The organism is Mycolicibacterium sp. CBM1, assembly GCF_054073305.1.
On record NZ_JBSXPP010000005.1, the window covers coordinates 1 to 12,723 of the forward strand.

The 12,723-nt window shown below is 65.4% G+C and carries 14 protein-coding genes and 4 tRNA genes; 12 read left to right on the forward strand and 6 right to left on the reverse strand.

Going from position 1 to position 12,723, the window contains the following annotated elements; genetic code table 11:
- The 4 genes from ACXDF8_RS07990 to ACXDF8_RS08005 all read left to right on the forward strand — a co-directional run.
- A partial coding sequence (locus tag ACXDF8_RS07990; RefSeq protein WP_457222061.1) for an ATP-binding protein occupies nt 1-113 on the forward strand: 113 nt, incomplete at its 5' end.
- Nucleotides 114-268: 155 nt separating this feature from the next.
- Entirely contained in the window at nt 269-664 is a 396-nt protein-coding gene (locus tag ACXDF8_RS07995) for a hypothetical protein (RefSeq protein WP_457222722.1), read from the forward strand.
- An 8-nt stretch (nt 665-672) separates the two neighbouring features.
- The gene (locus ACXDF8_RS08000) at nt 673-909 is read left to right on the forward strand and encodes a helix-turn-helix transcriptional regulator (protein ID WP_457222723.1); all 237 of its coding nucleotides are present in this window, start codon (nt 673-675) and stop codon (nt 907-909) included.
- On the forward strand, nt 909-2,054 hold the full coding sequence (locus ACXDF8_RS08005; RefSeq protein WP_457222724.1) for a tyrosine-type recombinase/integrase: 1,146 nt from the start codon (nt 909-911) through the stop codon (nt 2,052-2,054). Before ACXDF8_RS08000 ends, ACXDF8_RS08005 begins: the two co-directional genes overlap by 1 nt.
- Nucleotides 2,055-2,101: 47 nt before the next feature.
- On the opposite strand, the gene ACXDF8_RS08010 is transcribed toward ACXDF8_RS08005, so the two are convergent.
- From ACXDF8_RS08010 to ACXDF8_RS08020, 3 genes are all read right to left on the reverse strand, one after another.
- A tRNA-Phe gene (locus tag ACXDF8_RS08010) sits at nt 2,102-2,178 on the reverse strand.
- A 49-nt stretch (nt 2,179-2,227) separates the two neighbouring features.
- Nucleotides 2,228-2,301: transfer RNA gene (locus tag ACXDF8_RS08015), tRNA-Asp, on the reverse strand.
- A 30-nt stretch (nt 2,302-2,331) separates the two neighbouring features.
- Nucleotides 2,332-2,404 (reverse strand) — tRNA-Glu (locus ACXDF8_RS08020).
- Nucleotides 2,405-2,524: 120 nt separating this feature from the next.
- Here ACXDF8_RS08020 and ACXDF8_RS08025 point away from each other — a divergent pair.
- The 4 genes from ACXDF8_RS08025 to ACXDF8_RS08040 all read left to right on the forward strand — a co-directional run bounded on the left by ACXDF8_RS08025 (nt 2,525) and on the right by ACXDF8_RS08040 (nt 5,232).
- Nucleotides 2,525-2,597 (forward strand) — tRNA-Lys (locus ACXDF8_RS08025).
- Between the two features lie 84 nt (nt 2,598-2,681).
- On the forward strand, nt 2,682-3,344 hold the full coding sequence (locus tag ACXDF8_RS08030) for a GAF domain-containing protein (protein WP_457222725.1): 663 nt from the start codon (nt 2,682-2,684) through the stop codon (nt 3,342-3,344).
- A gap of 130 nt (nt 3,345-3,474) precedes the next feature.
- Entirely contained in the window at nt 3,475-4,959 is a 1,485-nt protein-coding gene (locus ACXDF8_RS08035; RefSeq protein ID WP_457222726.1) for a sugar transferase, read from the forward strand.
- 114 nt (nt 4,960-5,073) lie between these two features.
- Nucleotides 5,074-5,232 (forward strand): hypothetical protein, encoded by a 159-nt coding sequence (locus ACXDF8_RS08040; protein ID WP_457222727.1) that lies wholly within the window; start codon nt 5,074-5,076, stop codon nt 5,230-5,232.
- 10 nt (nt 5,233-5,242) lie between these two features.
- On the opposite strand, the gene ACXDF8_RS08045 is transcribed toward ACXDF8_RS08040, so the two are convergent.
- Nucleotides 5,243-6,277, reverse strand: coding sequence for an oxygenase MpaB family protein (locus ACXDF8_RS08045; RefSeq protein WP_457222728.1), 1,035 nt, complete (start codon nt 6,275-6,277; stop codon nt 5,243-5,245).
- A 69-nt stretch (nt 6,278-6,346) separates the two neighbouring features.
- On the opposite strand from ACXDF8_RS08045, the gene ACXDF8_RS08050 reads away from it, so the two are divergent.
- On the forward strand, nt 6,347-6,943 hold the full coding sequence (locus ACXDF8_RS08050) for a TetR/AcrR family transcriptional regulator (RefSeq protein ID WP_457222729.1): 597 nt from the start codon (nt 6,347-6,349) through the stop codon (nt 6,941-6,943).
- Here ACXDF8_RS08050 and ACXDF8_RS08055 read toward each other — a convergent pair.
- Nucleotides 6,925-7,395: a hypothetical protein gene (locus ACXDF8_RS08055; protein WP_457222730.1), complete on the reverse strand. Its 471-nt coding sequence runs from the start codon at nt 7,393-7,395 to the stop codon at nt 6,925-6,927. The genes ACXDF8_RS08050 and ACXDF8_RS08055 overlap by 19 nt on opposite strands.
- 159 nt (nt 7,396-7,554) lie before the next feature.
- A complete protein-coding gene (locus ACXDF8_RS08060; RefSeq protein ID WP_457222731.1) occupies nt 7,555-8,049 on the reverse strand; it encodes a hypothetical protein in 495 nt (164 codons plus the stop codon).
- Between the two features lie 188 nt (nt 8,050-8,237).
- Between ACXDF8_RS08060 and ACXDF8_RS08065 the strand changes: the two genes are divergently transcribed.
- From ACXDF8_RS08065 to ACXDF8_RS08075, 3 genes are all read left to right on the forward strand, one after another.
- Nucleotides 8,238-9,233, forward strand: a complete 996-nt coding sequence (locus tag ACXDF8_RS08065; RefSeq protein WP_457222732.1) for an acyl-ACP desaturase — start codon at nt 8,238-8,240, stop codon at nt 9,231-9,233.
- A gap of 26 nt (nt 9,234-9,259) precedes the next feature.
- Nucleotides 9,260-10,393, forward strand: coding sequence for a tRNA dihydrouridine synthase DusB (gene dusB / locus ACXDF8_RS08070; RefSeq protein WP_457223042.1), 1,134 nt, complete (start codon nt 9,260-9,262; stop codon nt 10,391-10,393).
- A 236-nt stretch (nt 10,394-10,629) separates the two neighbouring features.
- A complete protein-coding gene (locus ACXDF8_RS08075; RefSeq protein ID WP_457222733.1) occupies nt 10,630-12,657 on the forward strand; it encodes an LCP family protein in 2,028 nt (675 codons plus the stop codon).
- The last annotated feature ends 66 nt before the right edge of the window (nt 12,658-12,723 follow it).

The following is a 12,723-nucleotide window of genomic DNA, read 5'->3' on the forward strand; positions in this document are numbered from 1 at the left end:
TGATCGACCGCCTCGTGCACCACGCCGAAGTCATCGCACTCAAAGGAGACAGCTACCGCATCAAAGACCGAGACCTCGGCCGCGTCCCCACCGTCACGGCCGACGAACAATGAACCCAGCTGGTCAAAATTCACTCGCCGACAACTGATCAGAATTCGGTTGCCGTTGACATCTACAGGACGTTGAGAAGATCAGCGCTGCCCGCGGCCGCCGGATGGCGGGGCGTGCCCGCTCTCACACAGCGAGCACGACAGAGCCGCTGATCGTCTTGCTGATTGACGAGCTAGGTTGCCTGACGGGGTATGTGCGCGACGCGCGGCTTAGGAAACAAATCGAAAACTCCCTGTCCGTGATCCTCAGCAAGGGCCGCGCTGTTGGTGTTGTGGTCGCCGCGTTCACACAGGACCCACGTAAAGAGATCGTGTCGATGCGTGACCTATTTACCCAAACCATCGCCCTGCGGCTGCAATCCCGCACTGAAGTTGCATTAGTGCTCGGCGACGGCCGGGCGGACGCAGCACCCGCCCACTGGATCAATCGGCATGACCCTGGAACCGGATACGTAGTCGACAAGGACGGATCAACTCTGCGCGTGCGAGCTGACTACTGGCCCGACCCGCTGATTCGCCAACTCTCCGCCCGCTATGGCGCGGCCGCGAAGTGAGCATCACGATGGAATCGAAGATGGTCGAGTGGGGCTCACCAACGCTGGCCAATTTTCCCTTACTACTCACCGCCGACCAGGTTGCCGAGCTACTCGGGGTTTCTGCCGCGACGCTCAACCGCTGGGCGGCACTCCGCGAAACGACGGGCGAGCAGATCGGACCGCCCTGCTACACCCTCTCGGAACGGGTCCGTCGCTGGGATGCTGCCGAAGTCCGGTCCTGGCTCAAGCAGGTGCGTCGGTAATGGCCGGCAACACTCCGCGCGGCATCCGTAAACGGCTGAACGCCGCCGGGGAGCCCCGCTACCAAGTCCGCTACCTGATCCGGGACCCCGACGCCCCGTCCGGCTGGGTCGAAACGTCCGCGACGTTCCCGACGCTGCGCGAGGCGAAGGCCTTCAAGTCCGAACGAGACAACGAGGCGGCGCTCGGCGCACGGCGGTTCGATCCTCGCCTGGGCCGAACACCGCTAACCCGGATCTGGACGCAGTTCTCCGACTCCAAGAAGCCGGCGGTCTCACCGAAGACCTGGAGTGGCTACACCCAGCATTGGGAATTGCGGATCAAGCCGCGGTTCGGGCATGTGCCGGTCGACGAGATCACCCGCGCCGACGTTCAGGCGTTCGTTGACCGACTGACAGTCGGCCCGTGGGCGAAGGTGTCGACGCTGCGTCTCCTGCGGTCGATTCTCGACGTCGCACACCAGGACGGCCGGATCCACCGCAATCCGGCCCTCGGCGTCTCAGCCGGCCGCATTCCCGAGCGGGAGCGTCACCGATACCTGACCGCTCAGGAGGTCCAGATGCTCGCGACGGCCTGCGGCGATCAGGGCGATGTCGTAATCATCCTGGCCTACACCGGCCTGCGCTGGTCCGAACTCGTTGGCCTCCGGGTCAAGGACATCGACCTGACCGCCCGCCGCCTTTACGTCCGACGGGCCGCACCCGAAGTCGAAGGCCGCATCGTCATCGGGCCGCCCAAGACCCGAGCCGGTATCCGCACCGTCCCGCTCCCCCAAGTCGTCGTCGACATCCTCAAAACGCGGATCGGCGGTCGGGAACCCGACGAGCCAGCCGTCACGTCACCCAATGGCGCGATGCTGCGTTCCAACAACTGGCGTCGGCACACCCACTGGAACAAGGCCCTCAAGAAGACAGAGCTGGCCCCGCTGACCATCCATGATCTGCGCCACACCTATGCCAGCCTGGCCCGCAAATCCGGCGCCGACCTCAGATATGTCCAGAAGACCATGGGTCACTCCACGCCGACCGTGACCGCGAACATCTACAGCGACCTCTACGCCGACGAGCTGGACCAGGTCGCGACGAACCTCGATCAGCTTCACGCGACCGAGATTCACATACCGAAGACCGGACAAGAACCGGACTAATCAAACTGACAACCGAGTGCAAGACCCGTGTCGATGCAGGTAAAGAATGGTGGCCAGGGCCGGGATCGAACCGGCGACCTTCCGCTTTTCAGGCGGACGCTCGTACCAACTGAGCTACCTGGCCGGAAGGCACTGTGTTCAATCCAACCGAGAGTGCCTCACCGCAAAAATTGCGACCCTGACGGGACTCGAACCCGCGACCTCCGCCGTGACAGGGCGGCGCGCTAACCAACTGCGCCACAGGGCCTTGACTTGCTCCACCTTTCGGTGTCGTGCGTACCCCCAACGGGATTCGAACCCGTGCTACCGCCGTGAAAGGGCGGCGTCCTAGGCCACTAGACGATGGGGGCCCGGCCGAATCTCTTCGGGGTACTCACAACGAGTGAACGCTGGAGCGTCGTTAGCTTAGGACACCACGGCCCCAATCCCAAAACCAGCGGTCGTCGCAGAGGCAGTATTCTGTCCGACGCGCCCCTATAGCTCAGTCGGTAGAGCTACGGACTTTTAATCCGCAGGTCCCAGGTTCGAGCCCTGGTGGGGGCACTTCGCCCGGTTCTGCCGGGTAACACCACCGGCGAACTGGTCGTTTCGCGCGTGGTCGTGGGGGCGTGCCTTATCGTTAACGACGTGAGTGAGACGACGCCGCGACCAGCGGAGAACCCTGGACAGGGTCCCTGGCGCGGGGTCGACCGCAACACCGGCCGGAATGTGATCGCCAGACTGGCCGGATCCGATCCCGACCAGACCGTGCGAGCAGTTGTCGACCAGCTCTCCGGTGAACTCAGCGCCATCGACTCGATCGTCGAAGACGCCGTCAGCGACCCCGGCCGGCTCGATGCACTCAAGCGGATCGGCAATTTCGAAGACAGCCGCAGCACAACACTGGACACGATCGCAGCCCTAACCGCCGAGGCGCTCGGCACCAAGCACGCGGCAGTCTCGGTGGTCTACCCAGACCGACAGGTCCTCGCCGGTTGCTACGCGGAGGACGGCGGCATTCCCCGAGTCCGGCCGCTGGGGATGTCGATCTGTAAGTACACGGTCGCCAGTCGGGAGGCGTTGGTCGTCGACGACACGCGCTCGCATCCGTTGCTCTCGGATCACCCTGCCGTCAAAGACGGCGGCGTGATCGCCTACGCCGGGGTCCCGCTATTGGACCCGAACGGCTTCGTCGTCGCCACCCTGTGCACGTGGGATGTACAGCCCCGGCGCTGGTCGAGCGGTCAAGTGCAGATTCTTGTCGACCTCGCCGAGGTCGCCGCCCGGCGTCTGTTCGCCGGATCTCGGTGAAACCGGCCGGACAACAGCGACGCCGATGGTAATCTTCGCCAGTTTTCGACTTTCCGAGTTTTTGACACCTCCGCACATTACGAAATCGGGTAGCGTCCTGCTCGTGTTTCTGTGGGTGACGTGAGCCGACGTGGCGATCCGGATACTTCACGTCGAGAACACGCCGCCACGACCGGTGGGCGGCGACAAACCGCCCAGTCACCGCAAGACCTTTGCCGAACTCGTCCGCACGGATCCGTTGAGCACCATCATTACGGTGTCCATCGACGTCCTGTCGGCCTCGGTCGCCACGGTCGCGGGGGCGTGGTGGGCGTTACGGACCGACCAGGTAATCCCGCCCATCTGGATGGCTGTCACCTTCGTTCCGGTGGTCATCGCCATGCTCGGCATGCGGTCGGTCTATCACCGTCGGCTCAATCGCAAGTTCCTCGACGAGATCGGGCCCCTCGAGACGACGGTCGCGCTGGCGTGCATGTTCCTGCTCAGCGCGATGCTGGCACGCGACGTGCCCTGGCAGCCCGGGGCCGTGGTGTTCAAGATCTGGATCTGCGCCGCTATCTTCATGCCGCTGGGCCGGCTGATCCGCGCGACCGTTCAACGCAGCCTGCGCCGTCGCCATCACCTGGTGTCGCCGACCATCATCGTCGGCAACGGACGCGTGGCCGGCCAGATCATCAACCGCCTCGAGGCGTTTCCCGAACACGGCCTCGTCCCGGTCGGAATCGTCGACGCCGAGCCATGGTTCGGCTATCCGGGTGACCCGCGTCCATCCCTGCCCTATCTGGGGCCGCCGGACAACATCGACGACGTGATCCGCGAGACCCGCGCCGAGGGCCTCGTCATCGCTTTCTCCCGCACCCAGGACGAGGTGCTGACCCCGGTGGTGCGGGCCGCTCACCGCAACGGCCTTCGGGTGTGGGTGGTCCCACGGATGTTCGACGTCATCGGCGAGCGAGTCCGAGTGGAGCATGTGGGCGGCCTGCCGCTACTGGCACTGCCCCACACCGATCCGCGGGGCTGGCAGTTCAGCGTCAAACACATCTTCGACCGGGTCGCCTCCAGCCTGCTGCTACTGCTGATTTCACCGGTTTTCGTGACGTTGGCACTATTGGTCAAACTGAGCTCGCCAGGACCGGTCTTCTTCCGCCAGCGCAGAGTTGGGCGCGACGGAAAAGTGTTCGACTGCCTGAAGTTCCGCACGATGCGCGCGCCACGGCCCGCCGATGCCGACTTCCAGCTCAAGATCGGTGCGGCGCCCGGCGGCGTCGAGGGGGTCGATCGCCGAACCGGTATCGGCAAGATCCTGCGCGCGACGTCACTCGACGAACTGCCCCAGTTCATCAATGTGTTGCGCGGACAGATGAGCCTGGTCGGCCCCCGCCCGGAGCGGCCGGAATTCGTCGAATTGTTCGAGGCACAGATCAAACGCTACGGCGAGCGGCACAGAGTGAAGGCCGGTGTCACGGGCTGGGCACAGGTTCATGGTTTGCGCGGTCAGACCTCGATCGCCGACCGCGCCGAGTGGGACAACTACTACATCGAAAACTGGTCACTCGCCCTTGACCTGAAAATTCTGGCCCTCACGATTCCGGCGGTGTTGCGACGTGCTGAGTAAAAGTTCCATAACGACACGGTTAGCTGGGGTATGGACGACGATGGACATGGGTAATGCTCAGTTAACGCATCGGCGAACGGCGAGACCCGAACTACGCGCGTCCCAGGAGTGCTCATGAGTCACCCACTGCTCACGTCAACCGATGTGATCCGGCACGCGATCGCCGAACAGGTGCGGGCCCTCGGCGGCACCGACGAGGACATCGACAACATTGCGTTCGCCGCCTCGTATGCCGTGATGTGTTGGGGTTGCGTGGCGAAAGAGACCAACTGACCGCTGCGGTTCAGCCGGCCGTGTCACTCCGCACCGGGCAGCTGGCGCCCAGATAGTGGATTCCATTGTCACGCTCGCTGATCGGCGGCAGATTCCGGGCGGGGGTGTGCAACAAGGGTGCGTCGGCGGGAATCCGCCCCCTCGCCCGGTCCCAGCCGGCACGGGCCCGCGGGTGCATTCGGCGCCGCGCCGGCACCAGCTTGAATGCGATGTTCACCGCCCGGCCGAACAGCCGATGTAGCCGCTCGTCACGCTTGGACCACGAGTACCCCATCAGCTCGCGAACCGGTTGGTCATAGAGGCCCACAGTCACCCAGACCGCGAACGGCCCGAGCACCTTCAGGTACATCGCCCACACAGCATCCGGAACCCACTGCAGTGACGGATGTTTGGGCATCGTCGACAGGTCGAGCACCTGGCGGGTGGCCCAGTTGTTTTCCAGGACGTTGCGACACATGCGGTCCCAGTAGATCTGGAATTCCTCCCAGGACGCCGGCACCGGGCGCATGCTCATGCCGTACATCCGGTACCAGGTGATGTGTTCGTCGAACAACTGGCGTTTCTGCACCTCGGTGAGACCGCCTCCGAAGTGCTCGGCGGTCAGGATGGTCCCCATGAAGAACGTCGCGTGTGCCCAGTAGAAGACGTCCGGGTTGAGCGCGCTGTAGCGGCGGCCTTGCGCATCCACACCTTTGATGGGGATGTGGTAGTCGCGCACCTCGGCGCCGGTCGCCGGCGCGCGGTCGCCGTCGAAGACAACGCCGCCAATTGGGTACAGCGAGCGCAGCAGGCGGGGCAGCCGTTCGACGAAGAAGATCGAGTGCTGCTCGACCGCGGCGCCCAGCTGAGGGTGCATGTTCTGCATCGAGCCGGCCCACGGGCCCTGTAGCAGTCCACGCCAATCACCGAAGTACTTCCACGTCAAAGAATCGGGACCGAGGACGGTAGGCGGGGCGTCGTAACCTCCGCCGGTCACCGGGCAACCGGACTCAGACTGCGGGCTGTCGCTGGTGGCAGGGCACGACGGCGACGTATCTTGACTCAATTGATGAACCTTCCCAAGGGTTTGGGACAATTTGACTACATGCGTTGTCACCATGAGCTTAGGAGCGATGTGACCTCCGGTCAACGACGGGGCCGCTGGTCCGGCGTGCCACTGCGGGACCGTCAGGCGCTGCGACGCGACGAATTCATCGCCGCGGGGGTCGGCCTACTCGGGGGCTCGGGCGGCCCGGCGCTGACCGTACGGGCGGCGTGCCGCGAGGCGGGCTTGACCGAACGGTACTTCTACGAGAGCTTCTCGGACCGCGACGACTTCGTCCGCGCCGTGTACGACGACGTCTGCGCCCGCGCGATGACGGCGCTCATGGCCGCGGCAACCCCGCGCGAAGCGGTCGAGAAGTTCGTCGCGTTGATGGTCGACGATCCGGTCCGCGGGCGGGTGCTGCTACTGGCCCCCGAGGGCGAGCCGGTACTGGTTCACTCCGGGGCGCAATGGATGCCGACCTTCATCGACCTCTTGCAACAAAAACTGACCACCATCAACGACCAGGCGATGCAGAAGATGGTTGCGACGGGCCTGATCGGCGCGTTGACGGCACTGTTCACCGCTTATCTCGACGGACGACTCAGCGTCTCCCGCGAGCAGTTCATCGACTACTGCGTAGACCTGCTGCTGTCCCGAGCGGCGAGCTACCCGCCGGCGACCTGACCGGCCTCACCCGGGACGTTGCCGGTCTGCAGCAGCTCGTCAGAGGAACTCTCCGCGGCCGCGGCCTGCTGCTCGGCCAACTTCTCCTGGTAATCCGAGTAGGCCTGCCGACCCTCCGGGCTGCCGACGCTGTTGCCCGGCACCCCCGCGGCCGCAAAGCTGTTGTTGCAGTTCAGGTACAGCAGCACTCGGCCGCCGGCGCTCGTCCCGCTGGAATCCAGGAAGTCGGCGGAACGCGATCCGGTCACCGTGCACTGGTCGGTCGGCAGGAAGCTGCCCACCTTGGTAGCGACAGTCGCCGATTGGCCGGAGTCACTGATCGCCTGGGCGGCGTCGGCGTAAGTCATGCCCGCGTACTCGTTGACTGCTGCCGCCACGCCCGAGCCGAACATCGCGAACGACGCCGTCGCGGCGCCGACGGCACCGATGCCGATCACAAAAGCCTTCTTCACGACTTACGACCTCCGGACATGTGGAATACCTGTGCGTTTGCGTACCAAACGCTGGTGACGCTAGTCCGCAAATCGTACTCCAGTGATGCGCGCCGCGCAGTGCGCCCGTCCACCCGGTCTCCGCCCGCTGCCAGCGGCCAGACGCGCGGACCCCTGGCGCTAACCGGCGCCGATGTATTGCTGCAACTCCACCGAGCAGCTGTCGGGATATTTGTCGCACAACGTCTGGCACCACGTCATGCTGCTGTCGCAGTGCTGCGGATCCTTGTTGTACCAGGCCAGCGACTTAAGTTCCTTCTTTACCTTGCGCCCCTGCGGGCTCGCGGCCGAGTTCCCGGGCTTGCCCGGGCCGGCCAGCGGGGCGGCGCAGTTTAGATCCAATAGGATCGCCGAGTCCTGCTTCCGGCCGCTCGCGTTGAGAAAAGTCGCCTTGTTCGACCCGGTCACGATGCAGTCGTCGATGGCGAGCTGACCGCCCATCACCGAGGAGATGACGGCCTTGGACCCCCAGCTCTGGATCCTTGCCGCCGCACTCGCATAGGTCTGCCCAGACAAGTTGGGCCCCTTGGCATTTGCGATGGCGGTGCCGAACGTGCCCGACACCACGGCGACGGCCGCGAATGCACTGACAGTTATCTGAGCGCGACGGCTCATTTTTCCCCCAACCCGACGGTTTTCCCCAACCCGACGGCCGGAACCGTCCCCACCTGACAGATCGGAAGCCTATCGGCTACGCCTGTCGTGCGCGCCCGAACGACTCGCCCACTACGTGGAACTTGAATGTCACCGGGATACACAGATATATTGACTGCTACCACTAGGAACATATAACTGGAGGGTTCATGTCGAAAGACCTGACCGACCTCGATCTGCTACGTGAGCTGGAACCGGTGGCGGAGAAGCTCATAAACCGCCACATGACGATGATGAAAGACTGGAATCCGCACGACTACATCCCGTGGTCGGACGGCAGAAACTTCTACGCTCTCGGCGGCCAGGACTGGGATCCGGAGCAGTCGAAGCTCTCCGAGGTCGCGCGCACGGCGCTGGTGCAGAACCTCCTCACCGAGGACAACTTGCCCGCCTACCACCGCGAGATCGCCATGAACTTCTCCATGGACGGGCCGTGGGGTTACTGGGTGAACCGGTGGACCGCCGAGGAGAACCGGCACGGCATCTCGATCCGCGACTACCTGGTAGTCACCCGCAACTGCGATCCCATCGAGCTCGAGGAGCTGCGGATGGAGCAGATGACGCGCGGGTTCTCCCCCGGCCAGAACCAGCAGGGCGACCTGTTCGCCGAGAGCCTGTTCGACTCGGTCATGTACGTCAGCTTTCAAGAGCTCGCCACCCGGGTGTCGCACCGCAACACCGGCAAGGCCTGCAACGACCCGGTGGCCGAGCAGCTGCTGGCCAGGATCTCCAACGACGAGAACCTGCACATGATCTTCTACCGCGACGTCAGTGAGGCTGGCTTCGCCGTCGCCCCGAACCAGGCGATGCACTCCCTGCACCGCGTGCTGCGCAACTTCAAGATGCCTGGCTACACGGTTCCCGACTTCCGCCGTAAGGCCGTCATCATCGCGATGGGCGGCGTCTACGACCCGCGCATCCACCTCGACGACGTCGTGATGCCGGTCCTGAAGAAGTGGCGGATCTTCGAGCGTGAGGACTTCACCGGTGAAGCCGCCCGCATGCGCGACGACCTCGCCCTCCTGATCAAAGAACTCGAAGAGACATGCGACAAGTTCGAGGAAGCCAAAGCACGCAAGCTGGAGCGCGACGCGAAGCTGGCCGAGAAGCGCAGCGCGAAGGCACTTGCCGGGGCGGCGACATAGTCCACACGACAACGGCTGCCACCGGGCTGCGGATCGGGCCTTTCGCCCTCCGCAGCCCGGTTGTCTTGGCACCCATGGCCGGTGTCACCAACGTCGCGTTCCGCACCCTGTGCCGCGAATTGGAGCAGGCCCGGGTCGGCACCGTGTCCGGGCTCTACGTCTGCGAGATGGTGACGGCGCGCGCCCTGGTCGAGCGCCACCCGGTCACCATGCACATGACCACCTTCGCGCCGCAGGAAACGCCGCGCTCGCTGCAGCTCTACACCGTCGACCCGGCCACCACCTACGAGGCCGCCCGGATGATCGTCACCGAGGACCTCGCCGACCACATCGACATGAACTTCGGTTGTCCAGTACCCAAGGTGACCCGTCGCGGCGGCGGTGCGGCACTGCCGTACAAGCGGCGCCTGTTCGGCCAGATCGTCGCCGCCGCCGTGCGTGCGACCGAGGGCACCTCGGTGCCGGTGACGGTCAAGTTCCGCGTCGGCATCGACGACGCCCACCACACCCACCTTGACGCTGGAAGGATCGCCGAGCAGGAGGGGGCCGCCGCGGTGGCGCTGCACGCCCGCACTGCCTCGCAGCGCTACTCCGGCACCGCAGACTGGGACCAGATCGCCCGGCTCAAGCAGACGGTCACCACCATTCCGGTGCTCGGCAACGGTGACATCTTCGAGGCCAGCGACGCCCTGGCGATGATGGCCGCGACGGAGTGTGACGGAGTCGTCATCGGGCGCGGTTGCCTGGGCCGGCCCTGGCTGTTCGCCGAGCTGTCTGCCGCATTCACCGGGACACCCGCGCCGACCCCGCCCACCCTCGGGGAGGTCGCCGATATCATCCGCCGCCACGGCCGACTGCTGGCCGACCACTTCGGCGAGGACAAGGGCATGCGTGACATCCGCAAGCACGTCGCCTGGTACCTGCACGGCTTCCCCGCCGGTGCGGACCTGCGGCGGGCGATGGCGCTGGTCAAGACCCTCGACGAGCTCGACAGACTGCTCGACCGGCTCGACGGTGACGTGCCGTTCCCGGAAGCGGCCACCGGCCCGCGCGGCCGGCAGGGCTCGGCCGCGTCGGTGACGCTTCCGGAAGGCTGGCTCGACGATCCGGACGACTGCACGGTCCCGGCAGGGGCCGACGTTATGCACTCCGGTGGCTGAACCGAGACGGTCCCGACATCAGCGCGCGCTGGCGGCCGTACGGGTCGTCTCAGTACGATAGTGATCTTGTCGTGGGCCGTCTGGAGTGGCGGACTCCCATCGACTGCTGCTAGAAGACATGTGGACGGTTAGGACGCCGGTCTTCGGCGGTCCGGCACAGGTGCCCAGAGAACCGCACCCGGAGTATCAGGCGCACCGTAGCGCGAGACCTCACCAGAGTCGGAGGCGACTGGAACATGAGCGACGGCGACAACGCCGCCCCTGGCCAGCACCGCGCCTCCGACCCGCCGGGGGATCGGATCACCCGTGCCCCGCGGTCCGCGTCACTTCCCGCTCCCTGGGAGCGCGCCTCGGCCGCCGGGCGCCCGCGGCCCCCGGCACCGGCCGGTAACCACACCGAAGGCGTGGCCGTCGCCGACCTGATCGCCAAGATCTCAGGCGCCCCGCCGCCCGCCGAAGTCACCCGCCACAACGCCGAACCGAGCGTTCTCGACGGATCTCCCGACGAACATCCCGCTGGCTCGTTCGACAACTCTTCGGACCCAACCGAACCCGTCGCCGTCATCTCGGCCGCCTATGCCGACGAAGTGCCCGACCTCGCGGCCCTGGACCGGACCCGCCGGCCACTGGTGGCCGAACATGACCCCGACCCTGCTCCCCCGACCGATCCGGAGCCGAAGAAGAAGCGATCCCGCAAGCCGGTGTTGTTGGCCGGGCGGTCCGCGGCCGCAGTGTTCGCAGTGTCCGCCCTGGTGCTCACCGGCGGCGCCTGGCATTGGCAGTCGACCAAGAACGACCTGCTGCGCAATGTCGCGGCGCTGGACCCGAACTCGCGCGACATCCTCGACCCCAACGCCCAGTTCGGCGACGAGAACTTCCTGATCGTGGGTGTCGACACCCGGACCGGGGCCAACGGTCAGATGGGTGCCGGCACCACCGCGGACGCCGAAGGCGCTCGTTCGGACACCATCATGCTGGTCAACGTCCCAGCCGACCGTAAGCGCGTCGTCGCAGTCTCCTTCCCTCGTGACCTCGCCATCACCCCGATGAAGTGTCAGGCCTGGGATTCCGACACCGGCAAGTACGGCCCGGTCTACGACAAGCAGACCGGCGAATCGAGCGACGAATACCGCTACACCGAGACCAAACTGAACTCGGCGTACGCCTTCGGCGGGCCAAAATGCCTGGTCAAGGTGATCCAGAAGATGTCGGGACTGTCTATCAACCGGTTCATGGCGGTCGACTTCGCCGGTTTCTCCAAGATGGTCGACGCGGTCGGCGGCGTCGAGGTGTGCAGCACGACGCCGCTGGAGGACTACGAGCTGGGCACGGTGCTGGCGAAGGCAGGCCGCCAGATCCTCGACGGGCACACCGCACTGAACTACGTGCGTGCCCGCCAGGTCACCACCGAGCTCAACGGCGACTACGGCCGGATCAAACGCCAGCAGCTGTTCCTGTCCTCGCTGCTGCGCTCGATCATCTCCAAGGACACGCTGTTCAGCCTCAGCAAGCTCAACAACGTCGTCAACATGTTCATCGACGACTCCTACGTCGACAACGTCCGGACCAAGGACCTGGTGGAACTCGGACAATCGCTGCAGGGCGTCAACGCCGGCCGGATCACGTTCGTCACCGTGCCGACCACCGGAATCACCGACGCCGACGGCAACGAGGAACCGCGCACCGACGACATCCGGGCCCTGTTCGACGCCATCATCAACGACGACCCGCTACCGGGCGAGAACGACACCAACGCCACCACCAGCCCGGCGACCGCCTCGAAGCAGACGCTTCAGGCCACCAAGCCCAGCCCGGTCGAGCCGCCCACCGAGACCACACAGACCGAACTGGTCAACGCGGTGACGACCGACCCGCAGGACATCAGCGTTCAGGTGTCGAACTCCACCGGGCAGGAGGGACTCGGCGCCACCGCCGCCGCGGCCCTGCGCGAACACGGGTTCAACGTGGCCGCCCCCGACGACTACCCGGGCACCGTGGCGGCGACGACGGTGATGTTCTCAGCAGGCAACGAACAGGCCGCCGCCACGGTGGCGGCCGCGTTTCCGGCCGCCCAGATGGAGCGCGTCGACGGCCTCGGCGAGACCGTACAGGTAGTGCTGGGGCCGGATTTCAACACCGTCAACGCCCCTCCACCGAGTGGATCGGCGGTCAGCGTGCACGTGAGCCACAATTCCAGCAGCACACCGACCCAGTTGCCCGAGGATCTGACAGTCACCAACGCCGCCGACATCACTTGCGAGTAGGCGCGACCGCGCGGGTGAGCGGTTTGCTTTCATTCACCGGGCGTTCACCGAGACGGCGCATACCCA

What these genes read in the sequence shown, in the direction of transcription:
- ACXDF8_RS08000 (WP_457222723.1), top strand. Translation starts at nt 673, where the DNA reads ATGGAATCGAAGATGGTCGAGTGGGGCTCACCAACGCTGGCCAATTTT.
- ACXDF8_RS08005 (WP_457222724.1), top strand. Translation starts at nt 909, where the DNA reads ATGGCCGGCAACACTCCGCGCGGCATCCGTAAACGGCTGAACGCCGCC.
- ACXDF8_RS08040 (WP_457222727.1), top strand. Translation starts at nt 5,074, where the DNA reads ATGAGTCACCCACTGCTCACGTCAACCGATGTGATCCGGCACGCGATC.
- ACXDF8_RS08060 (WP_457222731.1), bottom strand. Translation starts at nt 8,049, where the DNA reads ATGAGCCGTCGCGCTCAGATAACTGTCAGTGCATTCGCGGCCGTCGCC.
- ACXDF8_RS08065 (WP_457222732.1), top strand. Translation starts at nt 8,238, where the DNA reads ATGTCGAAAGACCTGACCGACCTCGATCTGCTACGTGAGCTGGAACCG.
- ACXDF8_RS08075 (WP_457222733.1), top strand. Translation starts at nt 10,630, where the DNA reads ATGAGCGACGGCGACAACGCCGCCCCTGGCCAGCACCGCGCCTCCGAC.